23 protein-coding genes are annotated in these 24,184 nt (G+C 63.3%); 7 read left to right on the top strand and 16 right to left on the bottom strand.

Annotation, left to right across the window (positions count from 1 at the left end; all coding sequences use genetic code 11):
- Window positions 1-96: 96 nt before the first annotated feature.
- Window positions 97-1,677 carry a L,D-transpeptidase family protein gene (locus tag AC07OV_RS05535; RefSeq protein WP_495091744.1) on the bottom strand — a complete coding sequence of 527 codons (1,581 nt, stop codon included), beginning with the start codon at window positions 1,675-1,677 and terminating at the stop codon, window positions 97-99.
- A 40-nt stretch (window positions 1,678-1,717) separates the two neighbouring features.
- Here AC07OV_RS05535 and AC07OV_RS05540 point away from each other — a divergent pair, with 40 nt between their 5' ends.
- Together AC07OV_RS05540 and AC07OV_RS05545 are read left to right on the top strand one after the other, a co-directional pair.
- The gene (locus AC07OV_RS05540; RefSeq protein ID WP_176995664.1) at window positions 1,718-2,446 is read left to right on the top strand and encodes a murein L,D-transpeptidase catalytic domain family protein; all 729 of its coding nucleotides are present in this window, start codon (window positions 1,718-1,720) and stop codon (window positions 2,444-2,446) included.
- Between the two features lie 30 nt (window positions 2,447-2,476).
- Window positions 2,477-3,223 (top strand): creatininase family protein, encoded by a 747-nt coding sequence (locus AC07OV_RS05545; protein WP_495091745.1) that lies wholly within the window; start codon window positions 2,477-2,479, stop codon window positions 3,221-3,223.
- Window positions 3,224-3,353: 130 nt separating this feature from the next.
- On the opposite strand, the gene AC07OV_RS05550 is transcribed toward AC07OV_RS05545, so the two are convergent.
- Together AC07OV_RS05550 and AC07OV_RS05555 are read right to left on the bottom strand one after the other, a co-directional pair.
- The gene (locus tag AC07OV_RS05550; protein ID WP_176995662.1) at window positions 3,354-3,695 is read right to left on the bottom strand and encodes a YajG family lipoprotein; all 342 of its coding nucleotides are present in this window, start codon (window positions 3,693-3,695) and stop codon (window positions 3,354-3,356) included.
- A 35-nt stretch (window positions 3,696-3,730) separates the two neighbouring features.
- Window positions 3,731-4,375, bottom strand: coding sequence for an ATPase (locus tag AC07OV_RS05555; RefSeq protein WP_176995661.1), 645 nt, complete (start codon window positions 4,373-4,375; stop codon window positions 3,731-3,733).
- 143 nt (window positions 4,376-4,518) lie between these two features.
- Here AC07OV_RS05555 and AC07OV_RS05560 point away from each other — a divergent pair, with 143 nt between their 5' ends.
- On the top strand, window positions 4,519-4,764 hold the full coding sequence (locus AC07OV_RS05560) for a hypothetical protein (protein ID WP_494996947.1): 246 nt from the start codon (window positions 4,519-4,521) through the stop codon (window positions 4,762-4,764).
- Window positions 4,765-4,767: 3 nt separating this feature from the next.
- Here AC07OV_RS05560 and yfcF read toward each other — a convergent pair whose 3' ends face one another.
- Entirely contained in the window at window positions 4,768-5,400 is a 633-nt protein-coding gene (gene yfcF / locus AC07OV_RS05565) for a glutathione transferase (protein WP_495091746.1), read from the bottom strand.
- A 189-nt stretch (window positions 5,401-5,589) separates the two neighbouring features.
- Here yfcF and AC07OV_RS05570 point away from each other — a divergent pair, with 189 nt between their 5' ends.
- Window positions 5,590-7,029 carry an alpha/beta hydrolase family protein gene (locus AC07OV_RS05570; protein WP_495091747.1) on the top strand — a complete coding sequence of 480 codons (1,440 nt, stop codon included), beginning with the start codon at window positions 5,590-5,592 and terminating at the stop codon, window positions 7,027-7,029.
- Here the strand turns inward: AC07OV_RS05570 and AC07OV_RS05575 are convergent.
- Window positions 7,026-7,574, bottom strand: a complete 549-nt coding sequence (locus tag AC07OV_RS05575) for a DUF924 family protein (protein ID WP_495091748.1) — start codon at window positions 7,572-7,574, stop codon at window positions 7,026-7,028. The two genes, AC07OV_RS05570 and AC07OV_RS05575, sit on opposite strands and share 4 nt — an antisense overlap.
- A gap of 142 nt (window positions 7,575-7,716) precedes the next feature.
- On the opposite strand from AC07OV_RS05575, the gene AC07OV_RS05580 reads away from it, so the two are divergent.
- Complete coding sequence (locus tag AC07OV_RS05580) at window positions 7,717-8,778, top strand: HoxN/HupN/NixA family nickel/cobalt transporter (RefSeq protein ID WP_495091749.1); 1,062 nt, start codon at window positions 7,717-7,719, stop codon at window positions 8,776-8,778.
- Window positions 8,779-8,885: 107 nt separating this feature from the next.
- Here AC07OV_RS05580 and AC07OV_RS05585 read toward each other — a convergent pair whose 3' ends face one another.
- The 3 genes from AC07OV_RS05585 to AC07OV_RS05595 form a co-directional block, all read right to left on the bottom strand.
- Window positions 8,886-11,321, bottom strand: coding sequence for a TonB-dependent siderophore receptor (locus tag AC07OV_RS05585; RefSeq protein ID WP_495091750.1), 2,436 nt, complete (start codon window positions 11,319-11,321; stop codon window positions 8,886-8,888).
- 90 nt (window positions 11,322-11,411) lie between these two features.
- Entirely contained in the window at window positions 11,412-12,365 is a 954-nt protein-coding gene (locus AC07OV_RS05590; protein WP_494996941.1) for a FecR domain-containing protein, read from the bottom strand.
- The gene (locus AC07OV_RS05595) at window positions 12,362-12,859 is read right to left on the bottom strand and encodes a sigma-70 family RNA polymerase sigma factor (RefSeq protein WP_176995653.1); all 498 of its coding nucleotides are present in this window, start codon (window positions 12,857-12,859) and stop codon (window positions 12,362-12,364) included. Before AC07OV_RS05595 ends, AC07OV_RS05590 begins: the two co-directional genes overlap by 4 nt.
- 129 nt (window positions 12,860-12,988) lie before the next feature.
- Here AC07OV_RS05595 and AC07OV_RS05600 point away from each other — a divergent pair, with 129 nt between their 5' ends.
- Window positions 12,989-14,143: an acetyltransferase domain-containing protein gene (locus tag AC07OV_RS05600; RefSeq protein ID WP_495091751.1), complete on the top strand. Its 1,155-nt coding sequence runs from the start codon at window positions 12,989-12,991 to the stop codon at window positions 14,141-14,143.
- 171 nt (window positions 14,144-14,314) lie between these two features.
- Here AC07OV_RS05600 and AC07OV_RS05605 read toward each other — a convergent pair whose 3' ends face one another.
- Window positions 14,315-14,917 (bottom strand): LysE family translocator, encoded by a 603-nt coding sequence (locus tag AC07OV_RS05605; RefSeq protein WP_178922228.1) that lies wholly within the window; start codon window positions 14,915-14,917, stop codon window positions 14,315-14,317.
- A 167-nt stretch (window positions 14,918-15,084) separates the two neighbouring features.
- Between AC07OV_RS05605 and AC07OV_RS05610 the strand changes: the two genes are divergently transcribed.
- Window positions 15,085-16,728 carry a sensor domain-containing diguanylate cyclase gene (locus AC07OV_RS05610; RefSeq protein ID WP_494996938.1) on the top strand — a complete coding sequence of 548 codons (1,644 nt, stop codon included), beginning with the start codon at window positions 15,085-15,087 and terminating at the stop codon, window positions 16,726-16,728.
- Window positions 16,729-17,073: 345 nt separating this feature from the next.
- Here AC07OV_RS05610 and AC07OV_RS05615 read toward each other — a convergent pair whose 3' ends face one another.
- The 7 genes from AC07OV_RS05615 to AC07OV_RS05645 form a co-directional block, all read right to left on the bottom strand.
- Entirely contained in the window at window positions 17,074-18,393 is a 1,320-nt protein-coding gene (locus tag AC07OV_RS05615) for an OprD family porin (protein WP_495091752.1), read from the bottom strand.
- Window positions 18,394-18,531: 138 nt separating this feature from the next.
- The gene (locus tag AC07OV_RS05620) at window positions 18,532-19,365 is read right to left on the bottom strand and encodes a phosphodiesterase (protein ID WP_495091753.1); all 834 of its coding nucleotides are present in this window, start codon (window positions 19,363-19,365) and stop codon (window positions 18,532-18,534) included.
- A gap of 10 nt (window positions 19,366-19,375) precedes the next feature.
- Window positions 19,376-20,407 (bottom strand): ABC transporter ATP-binding protein, encoded by a 1,032-nt coding sequence (locus AC07OV_RS05625; protein ID WP_259174839.1) that lies wholly within the window; start codon window positions 20,405-20,407, stop codon window positions 19,376-19,378.
- Window positions 20,404-21,198: an ABC transporter permease gene (locus AC07OV_RS05630; protein ID WP_259174840.1), complete on the bottom strand. Its 795-nt coding sequence runs from the start codon at window positions 21,196-21,198 to the stop codon at window positions 20,404-20,406. Before AC07OV_RS05630 ends, AC07OV_RS05625 begins: the two co-directional genes overlap by 4 nt.
- Complete coding sequence (locus AC07OV_RS05635) at window positions 21,195-22,013, bottom strand: ABC transporter permease (protein WP_494996933.1); 819 nt, start codon at window positions 22,011-22,013, stop codon at window positions 21,195-21,197. Before AC07OV_RS05635 ends, AC07OV_RS05630 begins: the two co-directional genes overlap by 4 nt.
- Window positions 22,014-23,018: an ABC transporter substrate-binding protein gene (locus tag AC07OV_RS05640; protein ID WP_495091754.1), complete on the bottom strand. Its 1,005-nt coding sequence runs from the start codon at window positions 23,016-23,018 to the stop codon at window positions 22,014-22,016.
- Window positions 23,002-24,021, bottom strand: a complete 1,020-nt coding sequence (locus AC07OV_RS05645; RefSeq protein WP_176995643.1) for a LacI family DNA-binding transcriptional regulator — start codon at window positions 24,019-24,021, stop codon at window positions 23,002-23,004. Before AC07OV_RS05645 ends, AC07OV_RS05640 begins: the two co-directional genes overlap by 17 nt.
- Window positions 24,022-24,184: the final 163 nt, after the last annotated feature.

Below are 24,184 nucleotides of genomic sequence, written 5' to 3' on the forward strand. Positions count from 1 at the left end.
CCCCCCCCCCCCCCCCCCCCCCCCCCCCCCCCCCCCCCCCCCCCCCCCCCCCCCCCCCCCCCCCCCCCCCACTACAGACCGCGTTAGGGGGATGTGTTAGAGCACGGTGCCCATGGCCTTGATCAGCACGGGGTCGCGTCCGTAGATGTCGGGTGCGTAGACCAGCCCGCCGTCGCGATTGACCTCCACCGTCCAGTACCCCAGCAACACTGGCACTGGCGTGGCCAGCCGGAATTCGTGGGTCAGGCCGGTGGCCAGCAGTTCATCGGTGCGCGTGCGTTCGGCCGGGCTTACCAGCAGGTCGCGTAGCATCAGTGGCTGTTCAACCCGCACACAGCCTGAACTGAACGCCCGTGGCCCTTTGGTAAACAGCGGCTGGCTCGGCGTGTCGTGCAGGTACACCGAGTACGGGTTGGGAAAGCGCATCACGATCTTGCCCAGCGGGTTGCGCGGGCCAGCTTCCTGGCGCAGGAGGATGTTGCCGGGACGGGACCAGTCCACCTGGTCCGGCGCCAGCGGGTGGCCCTGGGCGTCGAGCACTTGCAGGTTTTGCTGGCGCAGGTATTCGGGGTTGAGGCGGATGGCCGGGAGTTTGTCCTCGCGCATGATGGTGGGCGGGATGGTCCAGGTGGGGTTAAGGGTCAGCCGGGTGATACGTGACTTGAGCAGCGGCGTCTGGCGTTCGGCGCGGCCGACTTGCAGGCGGGTCTGCCACACGGGAATGCCGCTCTGGTAGACACTCAGTTGCGCCGCGGCGACGTTGACTACCACCCCTTCGGGCTCCAGGTCCTGGGCCAGCCAGCGGAAACGTTCGAGGTTGATACGCAACTGGTCGCGGCGAATCGCCGGGCTGATATTGAGTTCGGCCACGGTGCCGGTGCCGATCACGCCATCAGCTTGCAACGAGTGGCTGAGCTGGAACGCCTTGACCGCCTTGACCAGGTCGTCGCGGTATTGCTTGCCGCTCGGTGCCTTGGCCAGGTAGCCGCCACTGATCAGCCGCCGCGCCAGTTCCGGCACGCGGGGGTCTTCCATGCCGGGGCGCAGCAATGGGCCGGTGGCTACCGGGTCCCAATGCGGCAAGGGCTGCAGACGCACGGCGGAATAGGCATTACGCAAACTGCGATACAAATCGGCGCTGGGCCGCGCCTGGTCGAAGGCTTGCGCCATGTCTTGCAGGCCCGTGGCGGCGAAGGCGAGCACTTCGGTGTTGGCGTCGCGGGCCGGTGGTTGGGAATGCCACAACGGCTCGAAACGCGATTGCTGGAGACGCCCGTAGTGCAAATCCTGCAAGGCTTGCAGGTACTGCTGGCTGGTGCCGATATCGATGCACAGCACGTTGGCCGTGGCATCTGCCGCAGGCAGGCTATAGTGGGTGGGGTCCAGGCCGTCATCCGCCAGCATCAGCAACTGGGCATTCAGCGCTTGGCGGCGCTCGGCCTCGGACCACAACGGCACATCGCCCTGCTGCTGATAGAACGCTTGCAGCCGCAACTGGGCGGCCGGGTCGATGTGGGGGGCGAGGTCGGGGCAAACGCTGGCTAACTGAGCGAGGGCCTGTTGCACCGGGCTGACAGAAAGCACGGGCACGGCGGCCAGGGGCACCTCATCGGCTGTCGCGACCAGTGGTGCAACGAGCAGGCAAATGCTCAAGTAACATGCGTGTTTTTTGAACACTTGGCTTCACTCCAATCCGCAGCGGGGGGATGTACTGCAGATGCTGACTTTTATGTACCGGTTAGGCCCGATCACCCTGGGTCTGATTTCCATGGGCCTGGCTGTATTGAGCAATTCTGCGCTCGCCGCCAATGGCAACCCTCCTACCTTGTATAGCAGCCTCGCGCGCTCGGCTCCAGAACTCAATCCCACTGTGCTTAAAAGCGCCCTGAGCGCGGTGCAGTGCGCGGTCAACAACGGCGAGGAACGCTCCGAGCGCCTCGCCGTCATTGACTACTCCCAGCCCTCGACCGCCCGTCGCCTGTGGATCTTCGATTTGCGCAAGAAGACCCTCGTACTGCGCGACCTGGTGGCCCACGGCGCCAAATCCGGGGAAAACTTCGCCACCCAGTTCTCCAACCGCGAGGGCAGCCACCAATCCAGCCTGGGCTTGTTCCGCACCCAGGAGAGTTACCTGGGCACCCATGGGTATTCGCTGCGCATGGATGGCCTTGAGCCGGGCTTCAATGACCAGGCCCGCGACCGCGCCTTGGTGATTCACGCCGCCGACTACGTCAACCCGGCCTGGAGCAAGCGCGAAGGTCGCATCGGCCGCAGCCAGGGTTGCCCGGCCGTGCGCCCGCAGGTGGCCCGCCAGGTGGTGGACAAGCTCAAGGATGGGCAGTTCATGTTTTCGTGGTACCCGGACCAGCGCTGGCTGAAGTCTTCGACCTATCTCAACTGCAAGCCCCAACAGGTGGCGAGTAGTCGTACAATCCGTGGTGGATAGCCTGTCCCCATAGCTAAAAGAGAGCGTCGAATGCTTCTACATAAATCCACCTGGATCGAGATCGGGCAATTTCTGGAACGTAGCCGCACGGTGGTGGTGCCCATCGGGTCCAACGAACAACACGGCCCGACCGGCCTGCTGGGCACCGACTGGATGTGCCCGGAAATCATCGCCCATGAGGCGCAGAACAACGCCGACCTCCTGATCGCGCCGACCTTCAACATCGGCATGGCCCAGCACCACCTGGGCTTTCCCGGCACCATTTCCCTGCGCCCTTCCACCTTTATCGCCGCCATTGGCGACTGGGTGCGCTCGCTGGCCGGGCATGGTTTCGAGAAGATCCTGTTTCTGAATGGCCACGGCGGCAATATCGCCACGATCGAGGCGGCGTTTTCCGAACTGTACGCCGAAGCGAGTTTCGCCCGTCGCCCGGCCGGCTTCGCGCTCAAGCTGGTGAACTGGTGGGACCTGGAAGGCGTCAACGACCTGGCCCAGCGCCAGTTCCCGGTGGGCCATGGTAGCCATGCCACCCCATCGGAAATCGCGGTGACGCAATGGGCCTACCCGGAGTCGATCAAGACCGCCGAGTATTCACCGCAGATCGCCAACACCGGGCCGATTCGCGAAGCGCTGGACTTCCGCGCACGCTTCCCCGACGGGCGCATGGGTTCGGACCCGGCGTTGGCGACGGTGGAAAAAGGCGGTGAGTTGGTGGCGCTGGCCGCGCAAGGGCTGGTCAAGACCGTGAATGCCTTCAGCCACGAAGCCAAGCCCTAGCCTTGTATCAAACCAAACTGTGGGAGGGGGCTTGCCCCCGATTGCGGTGTATCTGCCACCTTATTCATTGGCTGACACTCCGCTTTCGGGGGCAAGCCTCCTCCCACATTGGTATGTGTGTTGCCTGAGACTATTTGCAGTCTTGTGCGACCTGCTCCAGGCGCGACGGCGTGATGGTCGACGCCAGCGGCTTGCGCTCGTACAGGAACACCTTGGTGCCGTCCTGGGACTTGTAGGCTTCCAGCACGTCATCCGCGGCAAATTTGCTGGTGAGCACCACTTTGGCGTGGCGCGAATTCTGGGTCACGGTGGAAGTGATGCCGTGCTTTTCAAGCTTGGGCAACACGCATTGCAGGTAACCTTCGGGGGTCTTGGTCGACTGCAGGGTCAGCGTCGGTGCATTCGGGGCAGACACACAACCGGCCAGCAACAATGAAGCAAAGGCCATGGCCGGGACGAAAAAAGAGCGCATAGAGCATCCTGAATAGATAAAAAGTGTCGGTCGCATCAGCCGGCACGCACCAAGGCTTTGAGCGACGCATCAAACTGTTTCAAGGCATCGAGTTGTACGTCACGCTGCTGCTCGATCTGGGCGGCAATCTCGGGCGCCGCCTTGTCATGCACCCACACCGACGGTACCTGTTTGCGCACCGAACCTTCGGCCTTGGCGATGTATTGCAGGTTCGCGTCATAGAACCGTGCAACAAAACGCGCCTCGACCTGATCGTTACGCTGGGTCAACAGTTGGTTATGGGTATCGAGCATCACCACCACATCGGGATGAGCCTGCACCAGTTCATCGAGGCTGCTATAGACAGTCACCGAGAGAAAAGTGCCCTGCAGCGAGCTCATCAACCAATCAATGGCCAGTTCCGGGTCGGAGCTGTTGACGAACGCCTGGCGGATGCGCCCATCGAGGGCATCCTTGGCGCCGTTCAAGGCCATGGTGTGGTAACGCTCAAGGTAGCTGAGGTTGTCGCGGGTGTTTTCGGTGTACAACACACCCACCGACTGCGCGCGTTGCAGGGAGTCTACGCTACCGTCGATCGGTAGCAAATGGCCTGTACGCAGATCATCGGCAATCGCCGGGTTGGTCAGCACCACGGCACTCACCATCAGCATCATCAAACCCAGTTGGATAAAAGTCCTCATCGCGCGATCTCCTTGAGCGGCGTCTCGATGGGGCAATTGTCCACTAATGGCGTAAAAACAGAACTTGCGATCCTTGATGGTGACTATCATTTGAACCGATAGTGTCGCGTAGCCCGACCTCACTATAACGATAAGGATCCGCCATGAAGCCTCACCAGAAAACCTTCGACCGTATCCGCGAAGCCGTCTTGCCGGAGTTTCGTGAGCGGGTCGCCGATTACCTGGTCGACTATGAAGCCGTGCTGCAGGACGAAACCGCCGACGCCGACCAGGCCTTCGCCAGCGCCCAACAACTGCGCGGCTACCTGCGTGGCTTGAACACCACGCGGGTATTGGGCATGGCTGACTGGGAAGACCTGGACCGCCGCGTGGCCCAGGAATGGCTGTGACCGCTACAGTGCAGGCCGTTGCAGGTTGACCCAGGCCTGCACCGATGGCCGCTGCCACTGGCGGCGGGCGTAGTCCACCAACTCGGCCGGCACCGGGTCGCCGTTGAGGATCAGCCGGTTGAGCATCACCGGCAGGTCCACGTCGGCAATTGACCACTCGCCGAATAGGTACTCAGGGTTACCCGCCAGCAACGCCTGCGCCGCCGCGATCAACTTGCGGGCGGCAGCCTGGGCCACGGGTGACAGCGGTGGCATCGTCTGCCCGTAGAACACCACCAGTGTCGACCGCTCCTGGCGAATCGGCAGCATGTCGCTGCGCAACCACGCCTGCACCTGGCGCGCCCTCGCCCGCAGGTGCAAGTCGGCCGGGTAGACCGGCACGTCGGGATAGGCCTCTTCCAAGTATTCGCATATCGCCGACGACTCCGACAGCGCAAAGTTGCCGTCCTCAAGGGTTGGCACGCGCTGGGTCAGGGACAGCTGGGCAAAATCTGCCGCCTGGTTCTGCGCAGCGTCCAGGTCCAGGGTGACCGTTTCAAACGCCAGGCCTTTTTCCAGCAAGGTGACAAACACCGACATCGCGTAGGGGCTGGTGAAGTGGACATCAACGTACAGGCGCAGCGGGGCTTGGCTCATGGCGGAACTCCTTGGTTGAAAGCCCACGCTACGAGATCGGCGACTAGAATGACAATGCAGGGTTTTTATGGGGGCATTCCTGGCGGGAATAGCGGCGTTGATGGCAATATTATGGCCATCGACCACAATGCCGATTCGCCCCGCCCCTCGTGGTTCTCAAGGAATGAGCTTTCAAGGAATGATCAGCACATGAAACAAGCGGTTGTGGTCATCCACGGCATCGGCGAACAGCGCCCGATGGACACCTTGCGCGGCTTCGTGGAAGCGATGATCCCCGCCGACACGCCCGACGGCACGCCCTTCTACTGGAGCAAGCCGGACCGGCTGTCACGCAATTTCGACCTGCGCGTGTTGAAGTCATCGGGACGCACCACCACCGACTTCTACGAATATTACTGGGCCCACAAGATGCAGGGCACCAAGGTCGGGCACTTGCTGGGTTGGCTGTGGGACATCTTCAAGCGCCCGCGCCGCGACATTCCAGACGCCATCGTGCCGATCTGGCGCACCACGCGCTGGACCGTGATGCTGTTCCTGCTGCTGGTGGCCACCGGCACCCTGGCCACCGCCTGGGGCAAGTTCGAGCACCACGACAACCCTTTCGCCCTGGTCCCGCTGCTGATGGGCGCCGTCGGCCTGGGTCTGCGCTATTCCGCCCTGTCGTACCTGGGCGACGCCGCCCGCTACCTCAGCCCCAACCCGCAGAATGTGGTGGTGCGCGAACAGATCCGCGCCGACGGCGTAGCGTTGCTGCGCGCCTTGCACAACAAAGGCGACTACGACCGCATCATCGTGGTCGGCCACAGCCTGGGCAGCGTGATTGCCTACGATATCGTCGGCTACCTGTGGCATGAACATCACGACCAACTGACCAAGGTGATCCCCAGCAATCGCGAGTTGGCCGAGCGATACGCCGACAACGAGCCGCTGCAACCGGTGATCAACGAAACCCTGCACGCCGCTGGCGCCGCACTGGATGGCAGCCTGGGCAGCCTCTTCAGGTTTCGCGAACAGCAGGCCCAGGCGTTCATCGAACAGCGCAGCCTGGGCAACCCCTGGCGCATCACCGACCTGGTCACGGTCGGCAGCCCCATGGCCCACGCGAGCTTGTTGCTGGGCCGTAGCGTCAGTGATTTCAAGCAGCGCATGGAACGCCGCGAAGCCCCCGCCTGCCCGCCCACCGAAGACACCAAGGGCTACGGCTACAACGCGCGCCAGGCGGTGATGCTCGGGCAAAAGCCGTTCACCCCGCAGTACCTGCACCACGCGGCGGCCTTTGCGGTGACGCGCTGGACCAACCTCTACTTTCCGGCGCCCTTGGGTTTGTTTGGCGACATTGTCAGCGGCCCGGTGAGCCCGGTGATGGGCGCCGGTGTGCTGGACTTGCCGGTGACCGTGGGCAAATGGAAAGGCTGGCTCGCCCGCTCCTGGCTCAGCCACACCCACTACTGGAGCGAGCGCGGCGGCGCAAAAGGGTATCTCGCCAACCTCACCAAGGAGGCCCAGGCGATCAGCCACGGCCCGCGCCCTTCGGCCACCGAAGCCCTGCGCTGGGCCGTCGACCTCAAGGGCCTGCGGCGCTTTCGCCCCGCCGGCGCCAAAGAAATCCCGCTGCCTGTCGAGGCTTAGCCCGCAAAGCCACCGGCGTCGAGAAACACACGTTCCTCCTCGGTGGTGGGCCTGGCCAGCACCTCATTGCGATGGGGAAAGCGCCCGAACCGCTCAATGATGTCGGCGTGCTCCTTGGCCCAGTGGAAGGTGTTGGCGTCCAGGTGCTGGTTGAGGGCGATCGAACGTTGCTGGTCGGCCTTGTCTTCGGAGTGTTCGAACGGCAAATAGCAGAACGCGCGCAACGCCGGTTCGATCTGCTGATCCAGGCCCGCGTCCACCATCCGCCGTGCATACAGGCGGGCCAACGGGTCGGTGGCAAACATGTGCGCCGTGCCGCGAAACGCATTGCGCGGGTACTGGTCCAGCAGGATCAGCAACGCCAGCGCGCCCTGCGCCGTGTCCAGCCAGCCTTCCAGTTCACGCCGCGCCGCTAGCAGGTGGGTGGTGTAGAAGGTGTCGCGAAACGTCGCGTCAAACGCCGCATCTTTGGCGAACCAGCGCTTGGGCCCCGCCTGTGTCCAGAATTCCAGTACCGCTTGAGCAGACTGTCCGTTCGTGTTCATCCTCAATCCCCTGTTCAACCCGCAGATTTCATCATAGGCGCGTGCCGAATCCATTAACGTTTCCGGGTGCCTGAAGCATTTCAGCACCCGGAGCCGTTCCTGCGTCGGAGCGGTCGCGCCATTGCCTAATAGGGTTTACCTGATGATCCACCGTCTTGCCCAGGTTTTCAGTGATTCGAACAGCCAGGTCCGTGGCAAATTATTCGGCATCTATGGCGTGTTGATCGCCCTCAACGTGGGTGCCTGGCTTTGGGCACTGGCGGCGTTTCACGCGCACCCGGTGTTGTTGGGCACCGCCCTGCTCGCCTACAGCTTCGGCCTGCGCCACGCGGTAGACGCCGACCACATCGCGGCCATCGACAACGCCACCCGCAAGCTGATGCAGGAGCAAAAACGCCCGGTGGCAGTGGGGTTCTTTTTCTCCCTGGGGCATTCCTCGGTGGTGGTGCTGGCGTCCATCGCCGTGGCCTTTACGGCGGCGACCCTCAAGGAGCATTTCGAAGTATTCAAGGCCGTGGGCGGCGTGATCGGCACCTCGGTCTCGGCGCTGTTCCTGCTGGTGATCGCGCTGATGAACCTGGTGATCCTGCGCTCGATCTACCAGGCCTGGCGCCATGTGCGCCAAGGCGGCGCGTACGTAGAGGAAGACTTCAACCTGCTGCTGGCCGACCGGGGGTTCATGGCGCGGATCTTTCGCCCGTTGTTCCGCCTGATCAGCCGCAGTTGGCACCTGTACCCGCTGGGGTTCCTGTTTGGCCTGGGGTTTGACACCGCCACCGAAATCGCCCTGCTGGGCATCTCCGCCACGCAGGCGGCGCAAGGGTTGTCGCCGTGGTCGATCATGGTGTTCCCGCTGCTGTTCAGCGCCGGCATGTCCCTGGTGGACACCCTCGACGGGCACCTGATGCTCGGTGCCTACGGCTGGGCGTACCTGAAGCCGATCCGCAAGATCTACTACAACATGAGCATTACCCTGGTGTCGGTAGTGGTGGCGGTGGTCATCGGCAGCATCGAGGCGCTGGGGCTGATCTCGGACCAGTTGGAACTCAAGGGGGAGTTCTGGGCGTTTATCGGCAGCTTGAATGACAGCTTCGGGCTGCTTGGGTACCTCATCATTGGGATTTTTGTGGTGAGTTGGGGGGCGTCGGTGGTGTTGTATCGGGTGAAGCGGTATGACCAGCTTGAGACCAGCCACCCGTTGTGACGCGGTGCCTGGGATGACGCGGCGCGGGGCAAGCCCGCTCACTACAACAGCGCCGTTGTAGTGAGCGGGCTTGCCCCGCGCAGCGTCGCCCCAAACACCAGGAAGGGTTAGAAGTCGACAGTAGCCGAAACCTTGAGCGTGCGCGGCTCCCCCTGGGTCAGGTAGTTATTGGCCGTCGAAGCCGAGGCCCAATACGCCTTGTTCGCCACGTTCTCAAGGTTGGCGCGCAGGGTGATGGTCTTGTCGTCGGCCTTGAAGCCATAACGGGCACCGAGGTCGACGCGGGTCCAGGCCGGAATATCCAGGGTGTTGGTCGCATTGACGTACTCGCCTCCAGTACGCAACAGCCGCGCGTTGACCGCCGCGCCCTGGATGCCCGGCACGTCCCAATCGGCCCCCACGTTGAACTGATAACGCGGCACGCCAGCCACACGGTTACCGTCGCTCAGGCCGTTGGAGGTGTTCTGTTGTTCGGTGTGCATCCAGGTCGCACCGGTCAGCAAGCGCAGGCCGTCGATGGGTTCACCGAATACATTCAGCTCCACGCCTTTGTTGATTTGCAGGCCATCGACGCTGAACGTATCCAGACTATTGCCCGGCAAGCGCGAGGTGGCGTTGTTCGGCTGCTCGATCCGGTAAACCCCGAGCGTCGCGCCGTAGCTGTCCCAATCCAGCTTGATCCCGGCTTCGGTCTGCTTGCTGCGCTTGGGCGCGAAGGTGACGTTGGGGTTGGCCACCCCCGTAGACGGCGACGTCGGCCCCTGGGCCAGCCCTTCGATGCGGTTGGCGTAGAACGACACGTGCTCCCACGGCTTGAGCACCAGGCCATACACCGGCGTAGTGATCGACTTGTCGTAGTTGGCATTGCGCGCACCGGTGGTGGTGTTCCACGCGTCCACTTCGATGGTCTGGCGGCGCAGGCCCACGGTCAGCAGGACGCGGTCATCGAGAAAGCCCAGGGTGTCGGAGGCGGCGGCGCTCTTGATGCGGTTCTTGCCGACCACGCGCGGGTCGTGAATGTCGCTGCCGAAGTAGGTCACGGTAGGACGCGGAATCTGGGTCGGGTTGTACAGGTTGCCCGGCTTGCGGTTGGCCTGGGTGATCGCCTCGAACGCCGAACGCTGCTCACCCCAGATGCCCGACAAACCGAGGTTCATCTGGTGGGTCACCGGCCCGGTGTCGAAGTGCCCGTTCAAACCGGCCATGGCGCTCTTGTTGTCTTCGTCGTGGGGCGAATAGAGGAAACCCACGCGCCCGCTGCCATCGTTGCCCACGTACAGCGACGAATACTCGCCGTTCTCCCGCGTGTGTTTGGCACCGCCACCCACATAGGCCGTCCAGCTGTCCGTGAGATCGTACTCGGCGTTGAACATGCCGTAGGTGTCTTCCAGCTCCGACCAGCTCCAGTCCTGGGCATAGTTGTGCTTGGCCGAGGGCGCCTTGGGCACTTGGGTGCCGTTGGGGTACACCACGGAGCGCCCGTTGTTGATGCGTTCTTTCTGGTAGCCGAAGTCGGTGGACACGCGTAGGCGATCGCCGCGGTAGTCCAGGGCAATGGCCACCAGCTGCGAGCTTTTGTTTTCGTCATCAATGGCCGTGTCGCCCCCGTGCCTGGCCAGGTTGACCCGCGCACCGAAGCGGTTGTCTTCCCCAAAACGCTGGCCCAGGTCGAGGTGGCCACCGGTCTGGCCGTCGCTGGCGTAGTCGAGGCTGACGCTGCGGGTCGGCGTGTCTTCGGCGCGCTTGGGCACCAGGTTGACGCTGCCGCCGATGCCCGTGCCAGCTGGAGACACGCCGTTGACGAAGGCGTTGGGGCCCTTGAACAACTCCACGCGCTCCAGGGCTTCGGTGGTGATGATCTGCCGGGGCAGCACGCCGTAGAGGCCATTGAAGGCAATGTCATCGGTGTTCAGCGGCAAACCGCGAATGATGAACATCTGGGAGAAGTTGCCAAACCCCGAGGACTGGCGCACCGAAGCATCGTTGAGCAGCACATCACCCACGGTGCGCGCCTGCTGGTCGGCAATGGTTTTGGCGGTGTAGCTGACCACGCTGAACGGCACATCGTTGATCGAACGGTTGCCCAACACACCCAGGCGCGCCGACCGCGCCACCTGGCCGCCGCCATAGGTGTCTGCCTGCGCCCCGCTCCCCTCGCCGCTGATGGTGGTCGCGCCCAATTGCACCGCCGCGCCATTGGCCTCCGGCACCACGGTGTAGCCCTGGGTGGCAGTGCCTTGCAAGGTGTAGCCGCTGCCTTGGAGCAAGTGCAGCAAACCTGACTGAGCGGTGAAGTCGCCGTGCAGGCCGGGGCTCTGCTGGTCATTGAGCAGCGTGGAGTCAAACGACAACGGCACGCCGGACAACGCCGCGAACTGCGCCAACACATTGCCCAACGGCCCCGGCGCGACGGTGTAGCTGCGTGCCGCGTGGGTGGACGCTTCCTCGGCGGCCAGCACGCTGTGCAACGGTGCGATGGCCGCCAGGGCAACAGCCAGGCTCAAGGCTTTCAAGGGGCGAATGGGGTGCGGGCTGGCGGTCATGGGCATTCCTGTTGGCGCGGTGCAAAGGTGAGGGTTATTCCCCTACACCGGGCGACAACGAAAAAGGTCTCAGCGAACAGTGAAAAAAATTCAGCGCGGTTCGACGGTCACCCAGTAGCCGGTCAGGCTGCTGATCTTCACCGGCAAGGTTTCCTGCAGCAAACGCAGGCTGGCGTCGGTGTCGCGCAACGGGAACGCACCCGAAACGGTCAAGCCCGCCACACGTTCATGGCAGCGCAACACGCCGGGGCGATAGCGGCCCAGTTCGTCGAGCAAATCCGCCAGGCGCATGTGCTGGGCCAGCAGCATGCCGTTCTCCCAGGTGGTCGCGCTGACCGCCAACGGTTCCACCGCCGCCACACGGTCGCGGCCAAACGCGCTCTGCTCACCGGCCTTGAGGACCACCCCACGGCTGGCTCGTTCCGGCAGCATTTCCACGGCCCCCTCAAGCACGGCGACGCGGCTGCTCTGCTCGCCCACACGCACGCTGAAATGCGTTCCCAGGGCACGAGCTGTGCCGTGGCGGGTCTGCACGATAAATGGGCGATGCGTCGGCGCAGGGTCTTTGGCGGTGGTGATCATCACCTCGCCCTGCAGCAACTCGATGCGCCGCACCTGGTCGGTGAAGGCGATATTCAACGAGCTGTTGGTGTTGATCAGCAGCCGTGTGCCGTCGGGCAAGGTGAGGGTGCGCTGTTCGCCGATAGCCGTGTGCTGGTCGGCCGTCCAGGCTTGCCAGGGCTTGTGTTGGTACGCCAGCCACGCTGCAGGGCCGGCCAGCAACAACAGACCGAGTGCCTGGCGCCGGCCCAGGGATGGTTTGCGGCCGATGCGCTTGAGGGTCTCGCCGGCGATGGCCCCGGGCACGCTGTTGAAGTCACCCAATATCGCTTCCGCGCGCTGCCAGGCTTGGGCGTGCTGGGCACTGCGGCCCTGCCATTGGGCCACGGCGCGGCGGTCTTCGTCGGTGGCGCTGCCGGACTGCAGTTGCACCATCCAGTCGGCGGCTTCGCCGAGGATCTGCGGGTCGATGGACGGGTTCATGCCACGCTCAGGCACGCGAGGAAGGCATCGCGCATGTAGCGCTTGACCGAGGCCAGCGACACCTTCAGCTCATCGGCGATCTGCGGGTAGGTCAGGCCATCGATCTGCGACAACAGGAACGCCTGGCGGGTTTTCTCGGGTAAATCGCGCAGCATGGCTTCGATGCGGTACAGCGCCTCAAGGATCAACCAGCGGGTTTCCGGTGACGGAACATGCTGCTCCGGCAGATGGGCGATGGTTTCCAGATAAGCGCGCTCGACTTCCTGGCGGCGCCAGCTGTCGATCATCAGGCCCTTGGCGATGTGAGTGAGCAAGGCGCGCGGCTCGTTGCCATAGCCGGCGGGGTTCTGGCGCGTGAGCAGGCGCATGAAGGTGTCATGGGCCAGGTCGGCCGCGTCGCTGGCGTTGCCCAGCTTGCGGTCGAGCCAGCGGTACAACCATCCGTGGTGTTCGCAGTACAGCGCCTGGAGAGGCAGATTGAGCGAAGACGACATGCAGATCACCCGGAACCCGGCAGTAATTAAGAATTGATCGCATTCTAATTGCAGCCACAGAGCCCGGCAACGCATTAATTAATGTTATAGGATAACGCCAATTTTTCGCCTGACCTGTGACCTTCGCCCATGACCGACGCTGTCCCCCTGCGCCAACGCCTGCTTTCCATCGACGCCCTGCGTGGCCTGGTGATCCTGTTCATGTTGCTGGACCACGTGCGCGAAACGTTCCTGCTGCACCGCCAGGTCAGCGACCCGATGACCCTCGACAGCACCGAACCGGCCCTGTTTATCAGCCGCACCCTCACCCACCTGTGCGCGCCGGTGTTCGTGCTGCTCACGGGTTTGTCGGCGTGGTTGTACGGCCAGAAATACCAGGGCCGCGGGGATGTATCGGCATTTTTGTTCAAGCGCGGGCTGTTTCTGGTGGTGCTGGAGTTCACCCTGGTCAACTTCGCCTGGACCTTCCAACTGCCGCCGAGCGTGATCTACCTGCAAGTGATCTGGGCCATCGGTGTGAGCATGCTCGCTCTTGCCGCACTGGTGTGGTTGCCGCGTTCGTTATTGATAGGTTTGGCGCTGCTGATCATCGCCGGCCACAACCTGTTGGATGGCGTGCACTTCGCGCCTGGCTCGGCCCTGCAAAACCTGTGGGCGATCTTGCACGAACGCAGTTGGATCGACGTGAGTGACACCCTGCGATTGCGCACCACCTACCCGGTGCTGCCGTGGATCGGCGTGATTGCCCTGGGTTACGGACTGGGCCCGTGGTTTGCCAACGGCATGCAGCCGGCGAGGCGTCAGCGTTATCTGCTGCTGGCGGGTGTGGGGGCGCTGATCGGATTTGGTGTGGTGCGAATATTCAATGGCTACGGTGAAAAACCCTGGCTGAGTTACGACAGTAGCGTGTACACGCTGATGAGCTTTTTCAACGTGACCAAGTACCCGCCTTCACTGTTGTTTCTGGCGATGACCTTGGGCGTGGGTCTGCTGCTGTTACTGGCCTTTGAACGCGCGGGGCACAAACGCTGGATCGCCCTGCTCGCCACTTTCGGCGCTGCGCCAATGTTCTTTTATCTGCTGCACCTGTATGTGCTGAAAATCCTGTATGTCGCCTGTGTGGCGCTGTTTGGTCTCAATCACGGCAACTATTTCGGCTTCGACAGCATCGGCGCCGTGTGGCTGGTGGCGCTGTTGCTGCCACTGGCGCTGTATCCACCCGTGCGCTGGTTCGCCGGGCTCAAGGCGCGCCGCCGCGACTTGGCCTGGCTCAAATACCTGTAGCCGCCCACCCTGTGGGAGCTGGCTTGCCTGCGATGGCGGTGGCTCAGCTGCAACTCTGCTGGCTGATGGATCGCTATCGCCGGCAAGCCGGCTCCTACAGTGAGGGCAGATCCGCGGGTGTACTCGGTCAACTGTGGGGTGGCTTGTCGGATCGCAGCAGGGACCCAGCGCCTACACGATGTGCACGTAGAACGCGTGAAACATGAAGTACGCGCAAACCGCCAGCGCAATCCCCATGCACCGGTTGAACACGGTGAACGCCGAGGTGCCGTTGATGCGCCGCCCCAGCCCAGCCCCGAGCAGTGCGTACACCCACGGCGCACCAAAAGCGCCAAAGGCCAGCACCGCCGACACCAACGCAATCGACACGCCGGTGATGTGCGCTGCCGGCAGCATCACACTGGTGATTGGCAGCACCGCCATGATGCCCTTGGGGTTGAGCAGTTGGATCACCAGCCCGTTCCAGAACGTGAGGGTCTTGGTCGGCGCCGTTGAAGCTGCTTCATCCACCACCGTGCGCGCGGTGAACACCTGGTACGCGAGGTACAGCGTGTACACACCGCCCACCAACGAAATGTACGGCAGTGCAGCCTGGGAGATGATCGCCTCGCCGGTGTAGCCAAACAGCACGAACAGCACCAGCATCGCGCAGCCCACGCCGATGAAAAACCCGGTGGAGCGCCGGAACTGGCCGGTGAGCCCGGCATTGAGGCCCATGAAATTCACCGGGCCGGGGCTGTACATGACGCTGAATGCGTAGAGGAAAATGTCCATGGAAAACCTGCAGTAGAGGGAGTGCGGCGAGTCTACTGAGGCCTGTCGGGGGGATTCTTGTACGTTCGTAGGTTGGCGCGGCAGCGGGTGGGCCGAACAATCACAACTGGCACCGGGGCTGAGATTACGCCTACCATGTAATGACACCTAGCCTGTGAACGTGCCCAATGCTCAAAGCCAGTCTGCGTACTCACCTGACCCTGTGGTTTGCCGGTTTATCGTTGCTCACTTTGCTGATCGTGGGCTTTTACGTGGGGCATATCGCCACTGAACAGGTGAAGCAGGCCAGCGGCAACGCCCTGCTCAGCACCGCCCGTTCCAGCGCGGCGCTGCTGGCGGTGCAATTGCGCGAACGGCAGCTGGAAGTGTCGTTACTGAGCAAGGCGCCGTTGTTCCGCCAGGGCGACCTGGACGCGCCGGACATCATGACCTTGATGGAGCTGCGTACCCAGTCACGCGCGGAGTACGCGTGGATGGGCGTAGCCGACGCCGAGGGCCGGGTACGCCAGGCGGTGAAGGGGTTGCTGGTCAACCAATCGGTGCAGCAACGCCCGTGGTTCCAGGCGGGCATGCGCGGGGAATACACCGGTGATCCCCACGAAGCCGTGTTGCTCGCCAAGCTGCTGCCGAGTGCGGCCAAGGGTGAGCCGCTGCGCTTCATCGACTTTGCCGCGCCGATCCGCAACGCCAAGGGCGAAACCATCGGCGTGCTCGGCGCCCATGCGCACTGGCGCTGGGTGACCCAGATCGTCGATGCGGCGGTGATGCAAAAGGACGCCGCGCCCAGCCTGCAAGCGCTGATCATCGACTTCGACGGCAAGGTGCTGTACCCCGAGATCCTCGCGGGCGAACAAATGCCCCAAGCCAATCTGCACTCACCTTCCGGCTGGACCACCGGCAACGGCTACGTGACGGCCTCGGTGGCGGTGCCGAGCCCGTCCAATGCCAACCTGTCGTGGTACATCGTGGTGCGCCAGCCGCTGGACATCGCCCTGCAACCGGCGCGGGTGCTGTTGTACAAATTGCTGATCCTGGGCGTGCTCGCCGCCATCGTGTTCGGCCTGGTGGCGTACTACCTGGCACTGACCCTGAGCCGGCCGATCGAGCGCCTGGCAAAGTCCGCCAAGCTCGTGCAGGAGCAGCAACCCGGCGCGGTGTTTTCCCAGGAGCATCCGGTGCTGGAGATCGCCCAACTGGGGCAGTCCATCAGCCGTATGACCCAATCGTTGCTCCACAAGGAACGTGAGTTGCAGGAGGCCAATGCGTCCCTTGAAGCAACGGTGGCTCAACGCACGGCCGACCTGACCCAAGCCAACGCCGACCTGTTGAAACTGGCCACTCACGACGCGCTGACCGGGGTCTACAACCGCCGCCGCTTCGACGAAAAGCTCGCCGAAAACAGCCTGCTGTTCCAGCGTACCGGACGCACCTTCGCCCTGCTGTTGATCGACGCCGATTACTTCAAACGGGTCAACGATACCTACGGGCACGCTGTGGGTGACGACGTGCTCTGCCAACTCGCCGCCCTGATCGAAAGCACCACCCGCGCCACCGACTTTGTCGCGCGGTATGGCGGTGAAGAGTTCGCGGTGTTGCTGCCCGAAGTCGAAGAACCGGACAGCCCCGAGGTGGTCGCCGAAAAAATCCGCGCCGCCGTGGCCGCCGCGAAATTCCCCACGGTGGGCCATGTGACGGTCAGCATTGGCGTAGGCGTGGCCGAGCCGTCGGACCGCGACTCCTCGGCACTGCTCAAGCGCGCCGACATGCAGCTCTACCAGGCCAAGGGCGCGGGCAGGAACCGGGTGGCGTAAACCTTGGGTTTTGCTTATCACTGAAATATCCGCCAGCGTCTGTATCCGCTGGCAGGGGCTTTTCATAATCGTGCTTCCTCAACATTTCAGGAAGCACACCATGCACCCGTTGACGGTCGTGTTGGCGCACGTGGTTGCGCTGGTCTTCACCTTGCTCAGTATCGGTGCCCTTGCCTTGGCGCTGGCCGAGATTGGCCGCCTGGTGTCTTGATGCCAGTTATCACCCTTTGTAGTGAGCGGGCTTGCCCCGCGCCGCGTTGTCTCAGGCACCCGATTTCTCCTGTGAATGGGCGGTGTCTGGGCTGGCGCGGCGCGGGGCGAGCCCGCTCACTACAAAGATCGGGTTTATAGCAGGGGGATCGAGTAGCTGACGAATACGCGGTTCTGGTCCTGGTCCCGTGCGACTTCGCTGCGCGATACGCCGTTGCGCCAGCCAAACCCGACGTTCTTGAACGTGCCGCTCTGCACCACGTAATCCAGGGAGATATCCCGCTCCCATTCGCTGGCGTTGTTGCCGGCGGTGGTGAGGATATGGTCGCCCTTGAGGTACATCACCGACGCCTTCAGCCCCGGCAGGCCCAGTGCGACGAAGTCGTAGGCGTATTGCGCAAACGCCGTGCGCTCGCCGGCCTGGATGAAGGTCTGCACGGTGCGGTCGGTGTAGAGGTAGAGGCTGGAGCCGCCCTCCCCTTTGTTCACCAGACCACCCTGGTTGAGCTGGGCGAAGTTGCTGTCGTCCGACACTTGCTGGTAACCCGCCGTGATGGCGTGCGGGCCGAGCGAATAGATGAACGCCGCACTCCAGGTGTTGTTGTCGATTTCACCCGTGCCGTTCTTGGTATAGCCACCGAACTTGTAGCCTTCGGCGCGCCCGGCCGCGCTGCTGTTTTTGCCGTCGGAGGTGGTCTTGAAGTAGCGCAGGTCGGTTTTCAACGAGCCGTAATCACCCAGCGGCAACACGTGGATCAACCCGGCAAAGTGTTGTTGGTAATAATCCTCAAGGTTGGCGTAGTAGTACTGGACCATCAGGTCCTTGGTCACCTGGTAATCGGCGCCGGCGTAGTTGAATTTATTGCTTTCCTGGGTGCCGCCCGCCGCCGCCAACCCACTGCGGTCACTGGAACCGCGTCCGGTGGTGTGTTGCAGCTGGCCGCCGATCAGGGTCAGGTTGTCGATGTCCTTGCTGGTGATCTGCCCGCCTTCGAACGACTGCGGCAACAGGCGGCCATCGTTACTCACCAGGATCGGCAGGTTCGGCCGCAGGTAACCGTAGCGCAGTTCGCTCTGGGCGAAACGCGCCTTGGCCGTTGCGCCGCCACGGGCCCAGCTGTCGGCAGCCTTGCCGTCATCGTTGGGGATCATCGAACTGCCCACATGGCGGCCGGCGCCGCTGTCGAGGGTCACGCCGAGCATGCCGATCGCATCCAGGCCAAAGCCGACCGTGCCGTCGGTAAAGCCCGACTGATAGTTGAGGATAAATGCCTGACCCCACTCTTCGGTCTTCGACGGTGCCGCAGCACCGTCACGGTTATCGTTATTGAAGTAGAAGTTGCGCATGTTCAAGTTGGCTTTGCTGTCCCCCAGGAAATCAGCCGAGGCCAAGGGGCTCAGGGCCACGCCCAAGGTACCGGTCAATACGCTTAATACATTCAAAGTAGCTTTCATCAGGACGAGCTCCGGCGCGGAATTCAAGTTCCGGGCGCAAAAAATAGGCAGCAGGAAGCACTCGGCCAAACTCGGGTTGGCCGGTGCGTTAACTAACGGTTAGCGACTTAGTTGTGCGAAGTGGACCTCCGTAAACGGCTAGTCAATCAATCCATGAGCGTCATAAAACGGGTACGGCCCCGGGTAGTCCCCGAACACCGCGTTGTGGCTGATCAACCCTTGGGATTGATCCCAGCGGTGCAGCAGGTAACCGGCCGGTTCCAGGTTGAAATGCGCAGGGGCCGCATCCTGCAAATCGAGCACAATCTGGTGCGAAGTGCCCGGGCACACACAACTCAGGCTGCCACCGAAACGCCGCTGCATCGGGCGATGCAAATGCCCGCAGAGCAGGCGCTCCACCTGCGGGTGACGAGCGACCACACGCTCCAGGGCGGCGGCGTTGATAAAGGGTTCGCGATCCATATGGCCGATGCCGCTGATAAACGGCGGGTGGTGCAGGATCAGCAAAGTGGGCGCGTCGGGGCGCAGTGCCAACTGTTCGTCGAGCCACTGCAATTGGCTGTCGAGCAACTGCCCGCCGTGGCCACCGGGGATGGTCGAGTCCAGGCCGATCAAGCGCAGCGGATGTTGGTCCACCACCCAGTCCAGCGGGCCGTCGGCCGACGCTGGCAAGTAAGCGTGATCCGCAAATGCGTCCAACAACGGCCCACGCGTGTCGTGGTTACCCGGCACCAAGTAGCACGGCATGTGCAGGCGTGCGAGTTCGGGGTGCAACACGGCATATTCATCGGCACGGCCGAAGTCCACCAGGTCGCCACTGATGACCACGATGTCGGGCCGTGGGTGGCTGGCGTTCAAATGGTCGACGGCACGGCGCAGCGCGCCCAGGGTATCGACCACCCCATAGGTGAGGCGCTGGCCGGCTTTGAGGTGCAGGTCGCTGATCTGCGCGACGAGAAACGGACGATTCACTAATAGAGTCTCAAGCATTCAGGGTAAACAACATGTGCGGCGCAATCGCCAGGGCAATCGGTGCGCCGACGGCGTAGAGCTGGTTGTCGCTGCTGTCCACCAGCAGCGGTTGCGGGCCGCCCACCTCCACCAGCAAACGGCTTTGCGCGCCCTGGAAGAACTGCGCCAGCAGGTGGCCGTGCAAGTGTCCTTCGCTCTCCATCACCTTCAGGTGTTCGGGGCGGCAATACACCGTGCTGGGCCGCTCGGCCGCATGCCACGGCAACTCGCCGCCGCAGACTTTCAAACCATGGGCCGACGACGCGATCACCGGGAAGGCATTGAGGTTGCCGACAAAGCCCGCGACGAACGCATTGGCCGGTTTCTGGTAGATCTCCCGCGGGCTCGCCAACTGCGCGACACGCCCCTGCTCCATCACCAGGATCCGGTCGCCCAGGGCCATGGCTTCGCCCTGGTCATGGGTAACGAACACAGAGGTGATGCCGAGGCCGCGCAGCAGCTCATTGAGTTCGCTGCGCAGGCGTTCGCGCAGTTGCGCATCGAGGGCGGCCAGGGGTTCGTCCAACAACAACACTTTCGGGCGTGGGGCCAAGGCGCGGGCCAACGCCACGCGCTGGCGCTGGCCGCCCGACAACTCATGGATGCTGCGCTTGCCATGATTCTGCAAGCCCACCAGTTCCAGCAGTTCATCGCAGCGCTTGTTGCGCTCCAGCGCGGCCATGCCGCGAATCTTCAAGCCGTAGACGATATTCCCCGCCACATCCAGGTTGGGAAACAGCGCGTAGTTCTGGAACACCATGCCCACGTCGCGGCGCTCGATGGGCAGGCGGGTCACGTCCTGATCACCGAACAGCACCTGGCCCACGTCCGGGCGCTCAAGGCCGGCGATCAGGCGCAAGGTGGTGGTCTTGCCGCAGCCCGATGGGCCCAGGATCGCCAGGGTCTCGCCGCCTTCGACGGTCAGGTTCAGGTCATGCACGGCCACGGTGCCGTCGGCGAACGCCTTGCGACAGCCTTGCAGGCGGATAGTGATAGCGGTCATCGACGCTCTCCACGGGACAAACGGGCACTGATGGCCTGCAGCGCAATCAGCAGCGGCACGATCATCAGCAAAAAGATAAGGGTGTAGGCGCTGGCGATTTCCAGGCGCGCCGAGGCGTAGCTGTCGGCCAGGCCCACCGGCAGCGTCTTGGTCATGGGCGTGTGGAGCATCCAGGTCAGGTTGAATTCACCCAGGGACAAGGTCACCACCATCAGCACACCGGCCAGGATCCCGGCCCGGCAGTTGGGCACCACCACGCTGAAAAAGCGCTTGATCGGCCCCGCGCCAAGGCTGGCGGCAGCCTCTTCCAGCACCGGCAGTTGCTGGCGCTGCATCACCGCCATCACCGGGCGCACCAGGAACGGCAAGGTGAACAGCACATGGCCAACCAGGATGAACAGCCAGCTGCTGCGAAAGCTGCCGAACTGGCCGTAGGTCAACAGCAAGGCCAGTGCACTGGCCAAGCCGGGCATGGCCACCGGCAGCACCATCAACTCTTCGAAGGCACGGCTGAAGCGGTTGTTCATGCGCACCAGAGCGTAGGCCGCCGGTACGCCGATCACGCAGACGCACACCGCGCAAGCCAGGGCCAGTTGCAGCGACAGCCACACGGTGGGCGAATAGGCTTGCCACACCTGGACCAGCCAGTCGAAGGTCAAGCCGCTCGACAGGCCGACGAAGAAGTTGCGGGTTAAACCGGCCAGCAATGACATCAGCACCGGCACCAGCATGAAGGCGCACACCAGCAAGGTGAACAGCAGTTGAATCACAAACAGCGATGAACGTTTCACAGCACAGTCCCCGCGTTTTTCACCAGGCGCCGGGTGAGCAGCAACACCGCCCAGGTCACCGCGCCCAGCACCACCGACAACGCAGCGGCGACGGCAAAGTTGGCGTAGTTGGTGAACACGTTGTAGATCGCCACCGGGGTGACATTGAGCCGCGTGCCCAAGGTAAAGGCCGTGCCGAAGGCGCCCATGGACGTGGCAAAACAGATCGCCCCGCACGACGCCAACGCAGGCGCCAAACCCGGTACGATCACGTCGCACACCACGCGCCAAAGCCCCGCACCCAGGGAATGCGCAGCCTCCTCCAGGCTGCGGTCGAGGCTCTCGCACGCCGCCATCACCGTGAGAATCACCCGCGGAATCGAGAAGTACAGGTAGCCCACGAACAGTCCCGCCAGCGAGTAGGCGAATATCCAGCGCTCACCGGCCAGTTGCAGGCCCAGTGAAGCCAGCAAGCCTTGGCGGCCGGCCAGCAGGATCACCAGGAAACCCACCACCACGCCGGGAAAGGCCAAGGGAAAAGTGAGCAGCGCCACCAACGCCGAGCGACCGAAGAACTGGTGCCGGGCGAGGAACACGCCACTGATGCCGCCGATCACCAATGCGACCAGCGTCACCACCACGGCCAGGACCAGGGTTTGCCCCAGGCTGCCCAGGTACTGCGCGCTGCTGAGCACCTGCCAATAGCCGCTGCCATTGGCGTCGCGGCTCTCGGCGCCAAGCAGCACCAGGTGCGCCAGCGGCAACAGCCAGAATGCGAGCAGCACAGCAAACGCGGGAGCCAAGGCCCAGCTTGCGTGTTTTGCGGACGCTGCCACTTACTTGACCTCGTTCAGGTAACGGGCGGCGAAGGCTTCCTGCACAGCGGCCATTTTTTCGTAGTCCACCACACCGGCGCGGGCGTAGTCGCTGTCAGGCAGGAACTGTGCCGCCACGTCAGCCGGCATTTTCATCGGGCGCACCGGGCGCAGGTAGGCCTTGGCCCAGAGTGCCTGGCCTTCGTCCGACAGCACGAAGTCGAGGACTTTCTCGGCATTGGCGCGGTGTGGTGCGTTGGCCACCAGGCTCATCACGTAGGGCACGCTGATGCTGCCTTCCTGGGGGATCACGAAGGCGACGTTGGCGTTGTCCTTGTAGCGGGCGCGGTAGGCGTTGAAGTCGTAGTCCACCAGGATGGGCAGCTCACCCGACAGCACCCGCGCATACGCGGTTTGCTTGGGCACGATGGGGGCGTTTTTCGCCAGTTTCTGGAAGTAGTCGATGGCCGGCGCGAAGTTGTCCAGGTCGCCGCCCATGGCGCGGTTGATCGCCACGGCCGAGACGTAGCCGACAAACGCGCTGGACGGGTCGAGGTAGCCAACCATGCCTTTGTACTCAGGCTTGAGCAGGTCGGCCCAGCTTTGCGGCACCGGCAAACCACCCAGCGCATCGACGTTGACCATGATGCCCAAGGTGCCGGAGTGGATTGCGAACCAGTGGCCGGCCGGGTCTTTCAAACCGGCAGGAATCTGGTCCCAGGCCTTGGGTTTGTAGGTGCCCACTACATCCGCCTTCTGCGCTTGCAGGCCGAAGGTCACGCCGTAATACACGACGTCGGCCACGGGCGCGGCTTTTTCGGCAACCAGCTGCGCCAGGGACTGGCCGGAGTTCTTGTTGTCCAGCGGCACCTGCACGCCGGTGCTGGCGGCGATGGCCTTGAGCTGGGTGCCCCAGTCGGCCCAGTCGGGCGGGCAGTTGTAGCAGATAGCAGTTTCGGCAGCCTGGGTCAGGCTGGCGGCACCACACAGCAGCACAGCTGCCAGGGTTTTACTGAACGCGCGCATCAGGCGTCTCCTCATGGGGTTGGGTGCTGTCGCCCGGCCGGATATGACAAGGCAAGCAATGGGATATCGGGTCGTTGCCAGCGATCTGCGCCAGCAACTGGTCAATCACGGTGCTGGCAAGCAGCGCGATGGGCTGCACCACGCTGCACAGGGTCGGGTGCATCTGGGTGCCGAGGCTGATGCCGTCAAAGCCCATCACCGAGAGTTGTTCGGGGACGTTCCAGCGGTTGCGGCGCAGTTCGGCGATCAGGCTGATGGCCAGGAAATCGTTGGAGCACACCAGGGCGGTGGGCGCGTCCGGACCTTGCAGGAACGGTTCGATCGCGGCGAATTCAGCTTGGGTGTGGGCCGGCATTTCGATCACCGGGCGGCTGTCGAGGCCGTATTCGTTCATGGCGTCGCAGTAACCGGCGTAGCGCAGGCGCGCCCGGTCGGACTGCAACGCGGGGCCGGCGACCATGCTGATGCGGCGGTGCCCGGCCTCCAGCAAATAACGGGTGGCCAGGGCCATGCCGGCACGGTTGTCCACCGACACGGCGCTGTAGTTGGGGTTGCTCGGTTGGTGATAAGCCAGCACAAACGGGGTTTGCTCGGTGTTCAGGCTGCTGAGCACGGCATTGCTCTCGGCATCGGTGACCGTCAGCACCAGGCCGTCGACCCGTTGGCGCAGCAGTTCTTCCACCACAATGCTCTCGCGCTCGCTGTTGTAGTCGGTGGTGGCCAGCAACAGGCTGTAGCCTCGCAACCGCGCGGCGCGCTCCATGGCCTGGAACTGTTCGGCGAACACCGGGTTGAGCAGGTTGGGCACCACCACACCAATCAACTGGGTGGTTTGCAGGCGCAACTGGCGACCCAGCAGATTGGGCCGGAACCCCAATTCACGGGCGGCAGCGAACACCTGTTCACGGGTGGTCGGGCGCACCTGGTCGGGGGAAGCAAAGGTGCGGGCGGCGGTGGCGCGAGATACGCCAGCCAGCCGTGCAACGTCTTTCAAGTCAGTCATTGTCACTCGCTTGAGATCGATCTCATTGGCGAGGACAGTAGCGAGGGAATGTGGCAGACAAGTGGTGAGTAGATGACAATTTGATGTCATTCGAAGCCAGACATCTTCTCCCGCCTATGGAGATCACTTGTAGGAGTTGTCGAGCTATAGCGAGGCTGCGAAG

The sequence above is a fragment of the Pseudomonas sp. GW821-FHT09A09 genome (genome assembly GCF_059418405.1).

Excerpts from the sequence above, each read along its gene's own strand:
- AC07OV_RS05540 (WP_176995664.1), top strand. The coding sequence starts at position 1,718 with ATGCTGACTTTTATGTACCGGTTAGGCCCGATCACCCTGGGTCTGATT.
- AC07OV_RS05545 (WP_495091745.1), top strand. The coding sequence starts at position 2,477 with ATGCTTCTACATAAATCCACCTGGATCGAGATCGGGCAATTTCTGGAA.
- AC07OV_RS05550 (WP_176995662.1), bottom strand. The coding sequence starts at position 3,695 with ATGCGCTCTTTTTTCGTCCCGGCCATGGCCTTTGCTTCATTGTTGCTG.
- AC07OV_RS05555 (WP_176995661.1), bottom strand. The coding sequence starts at position 4,375 with ATGAGGACTTTTATCCAACTGGGTTTGATGATGCTGATGGTGAGTGCC.
- AC07OV_RS05560 (WP_494996947.1), top strand. The coding sequence starts at position 4,519 with ATGAAGCCTCACCAGAAAACCTTCGACCGTATCCGCGAAGCCGTCTTG.
- yfcF (WP_495091746.1), bottom strand. The coding sequence starts at position 5,400 with ATGAGCCAAGCCCCGCTGCGCCTGTACGTTGATGTCCACTTCACCAGC.
- AC07OV_RS05570 (WP_495091747.1), top strand. The coding sequence starts at position 5,590 with ATGAAACAAGCGGTTGTGGTCATCCACGGCATCGGCGAACAGCGCCCG.
- AC07OV_RS05575 (WP_495091748.1), bottom strand. The coding sequence starts at position 7,574 with ATGAACACGAACGGACAGTCTGCTCAAGCGGTACTGGAATTCTGGACA.
- AC07OV_RS05580 (WP_495091749.1), top strand. The coding sequence starts at position 7,717 with ATGATCCACCGTCTTGCCCAGGTTTTCAGTGATTCGAACAGCCAGGTC.
- AC07OV_RS05585 (WP_495091750.1), bottom strand. The coding sequence starts at position 11,321 with ATGACCGCCAGCCCGCACCCCATTCGCCCCTTGAAAGCCTTGAGCCTG.
- AC07OV_RS05590 (WP_494996941.1), bottom strand. The coding sequence starts at position 12,365 with ATGAACCCGTCCATCGACCCGCAGATCCTCGGCGAAGCCGCCGACTGG.
- AC07OV_RS05595 (WP_176995653.1), bottom strand. The coding sequence starts at position 12,859 with ATGTCGTCTTCGCTCAATCTGCCTCTCCAGGCGCTGTACTGCGAACAC.
- AC07OV_RS05600 (WP_495091751.1), top strand. The coding sequence starts at position 12,989 with ATGACCGACGCTGTCCCCCTGCGCCAACGCCTGCTTTCCATCGACGCC.
- AC07OV_RS05605 (WP_178922228.1), bottom strand. The coding sequence starts at position 14,917 with ATGGACATTTTCCTCTACGCATTCAGCGTCATGTACAGCCCCGGCCCG.
- AC07OV_RS05610 (WP_494996938.1), top strand. The coding sequence starts at position 15,085 with ATGCTCAAAGCCAGTCTGCGTACTCACCTGACCCTGTGGTTTGCCGGT.
- AC07OV_RS05615 (WP_495091752.1), bottom strand. The coding sequence starts at position 18,393 with ATGAAAGCTACTTTGAATGTATTAAGCGTATTGACCGGTACCTTGGGC.
- AC07OV_RS05625 (WP_259174839.1), bottom strand. The coding sequence starts at position 20,407 with ATGACCGCTATCACTATCCGCCTGCAAGGCTGTCGCAAGGCGTTCGCC.
- AC07OV_RS05640 (WP_495091754.1), bottom strand. The coding sequence starts at position 23,018 with ATGCGCGCGTTCAGTAAAACCCTGGCAGCTGTGCTGCTGTGTGGTGCC.
- AC07OV_RS05645 (WP_176995643.1), bottom strand. The coding sequence starts at position 24,021 with ATGACTGACTTGAAAGACGTTGCACGGCTGGCTGGCGTATCTCGCGCC.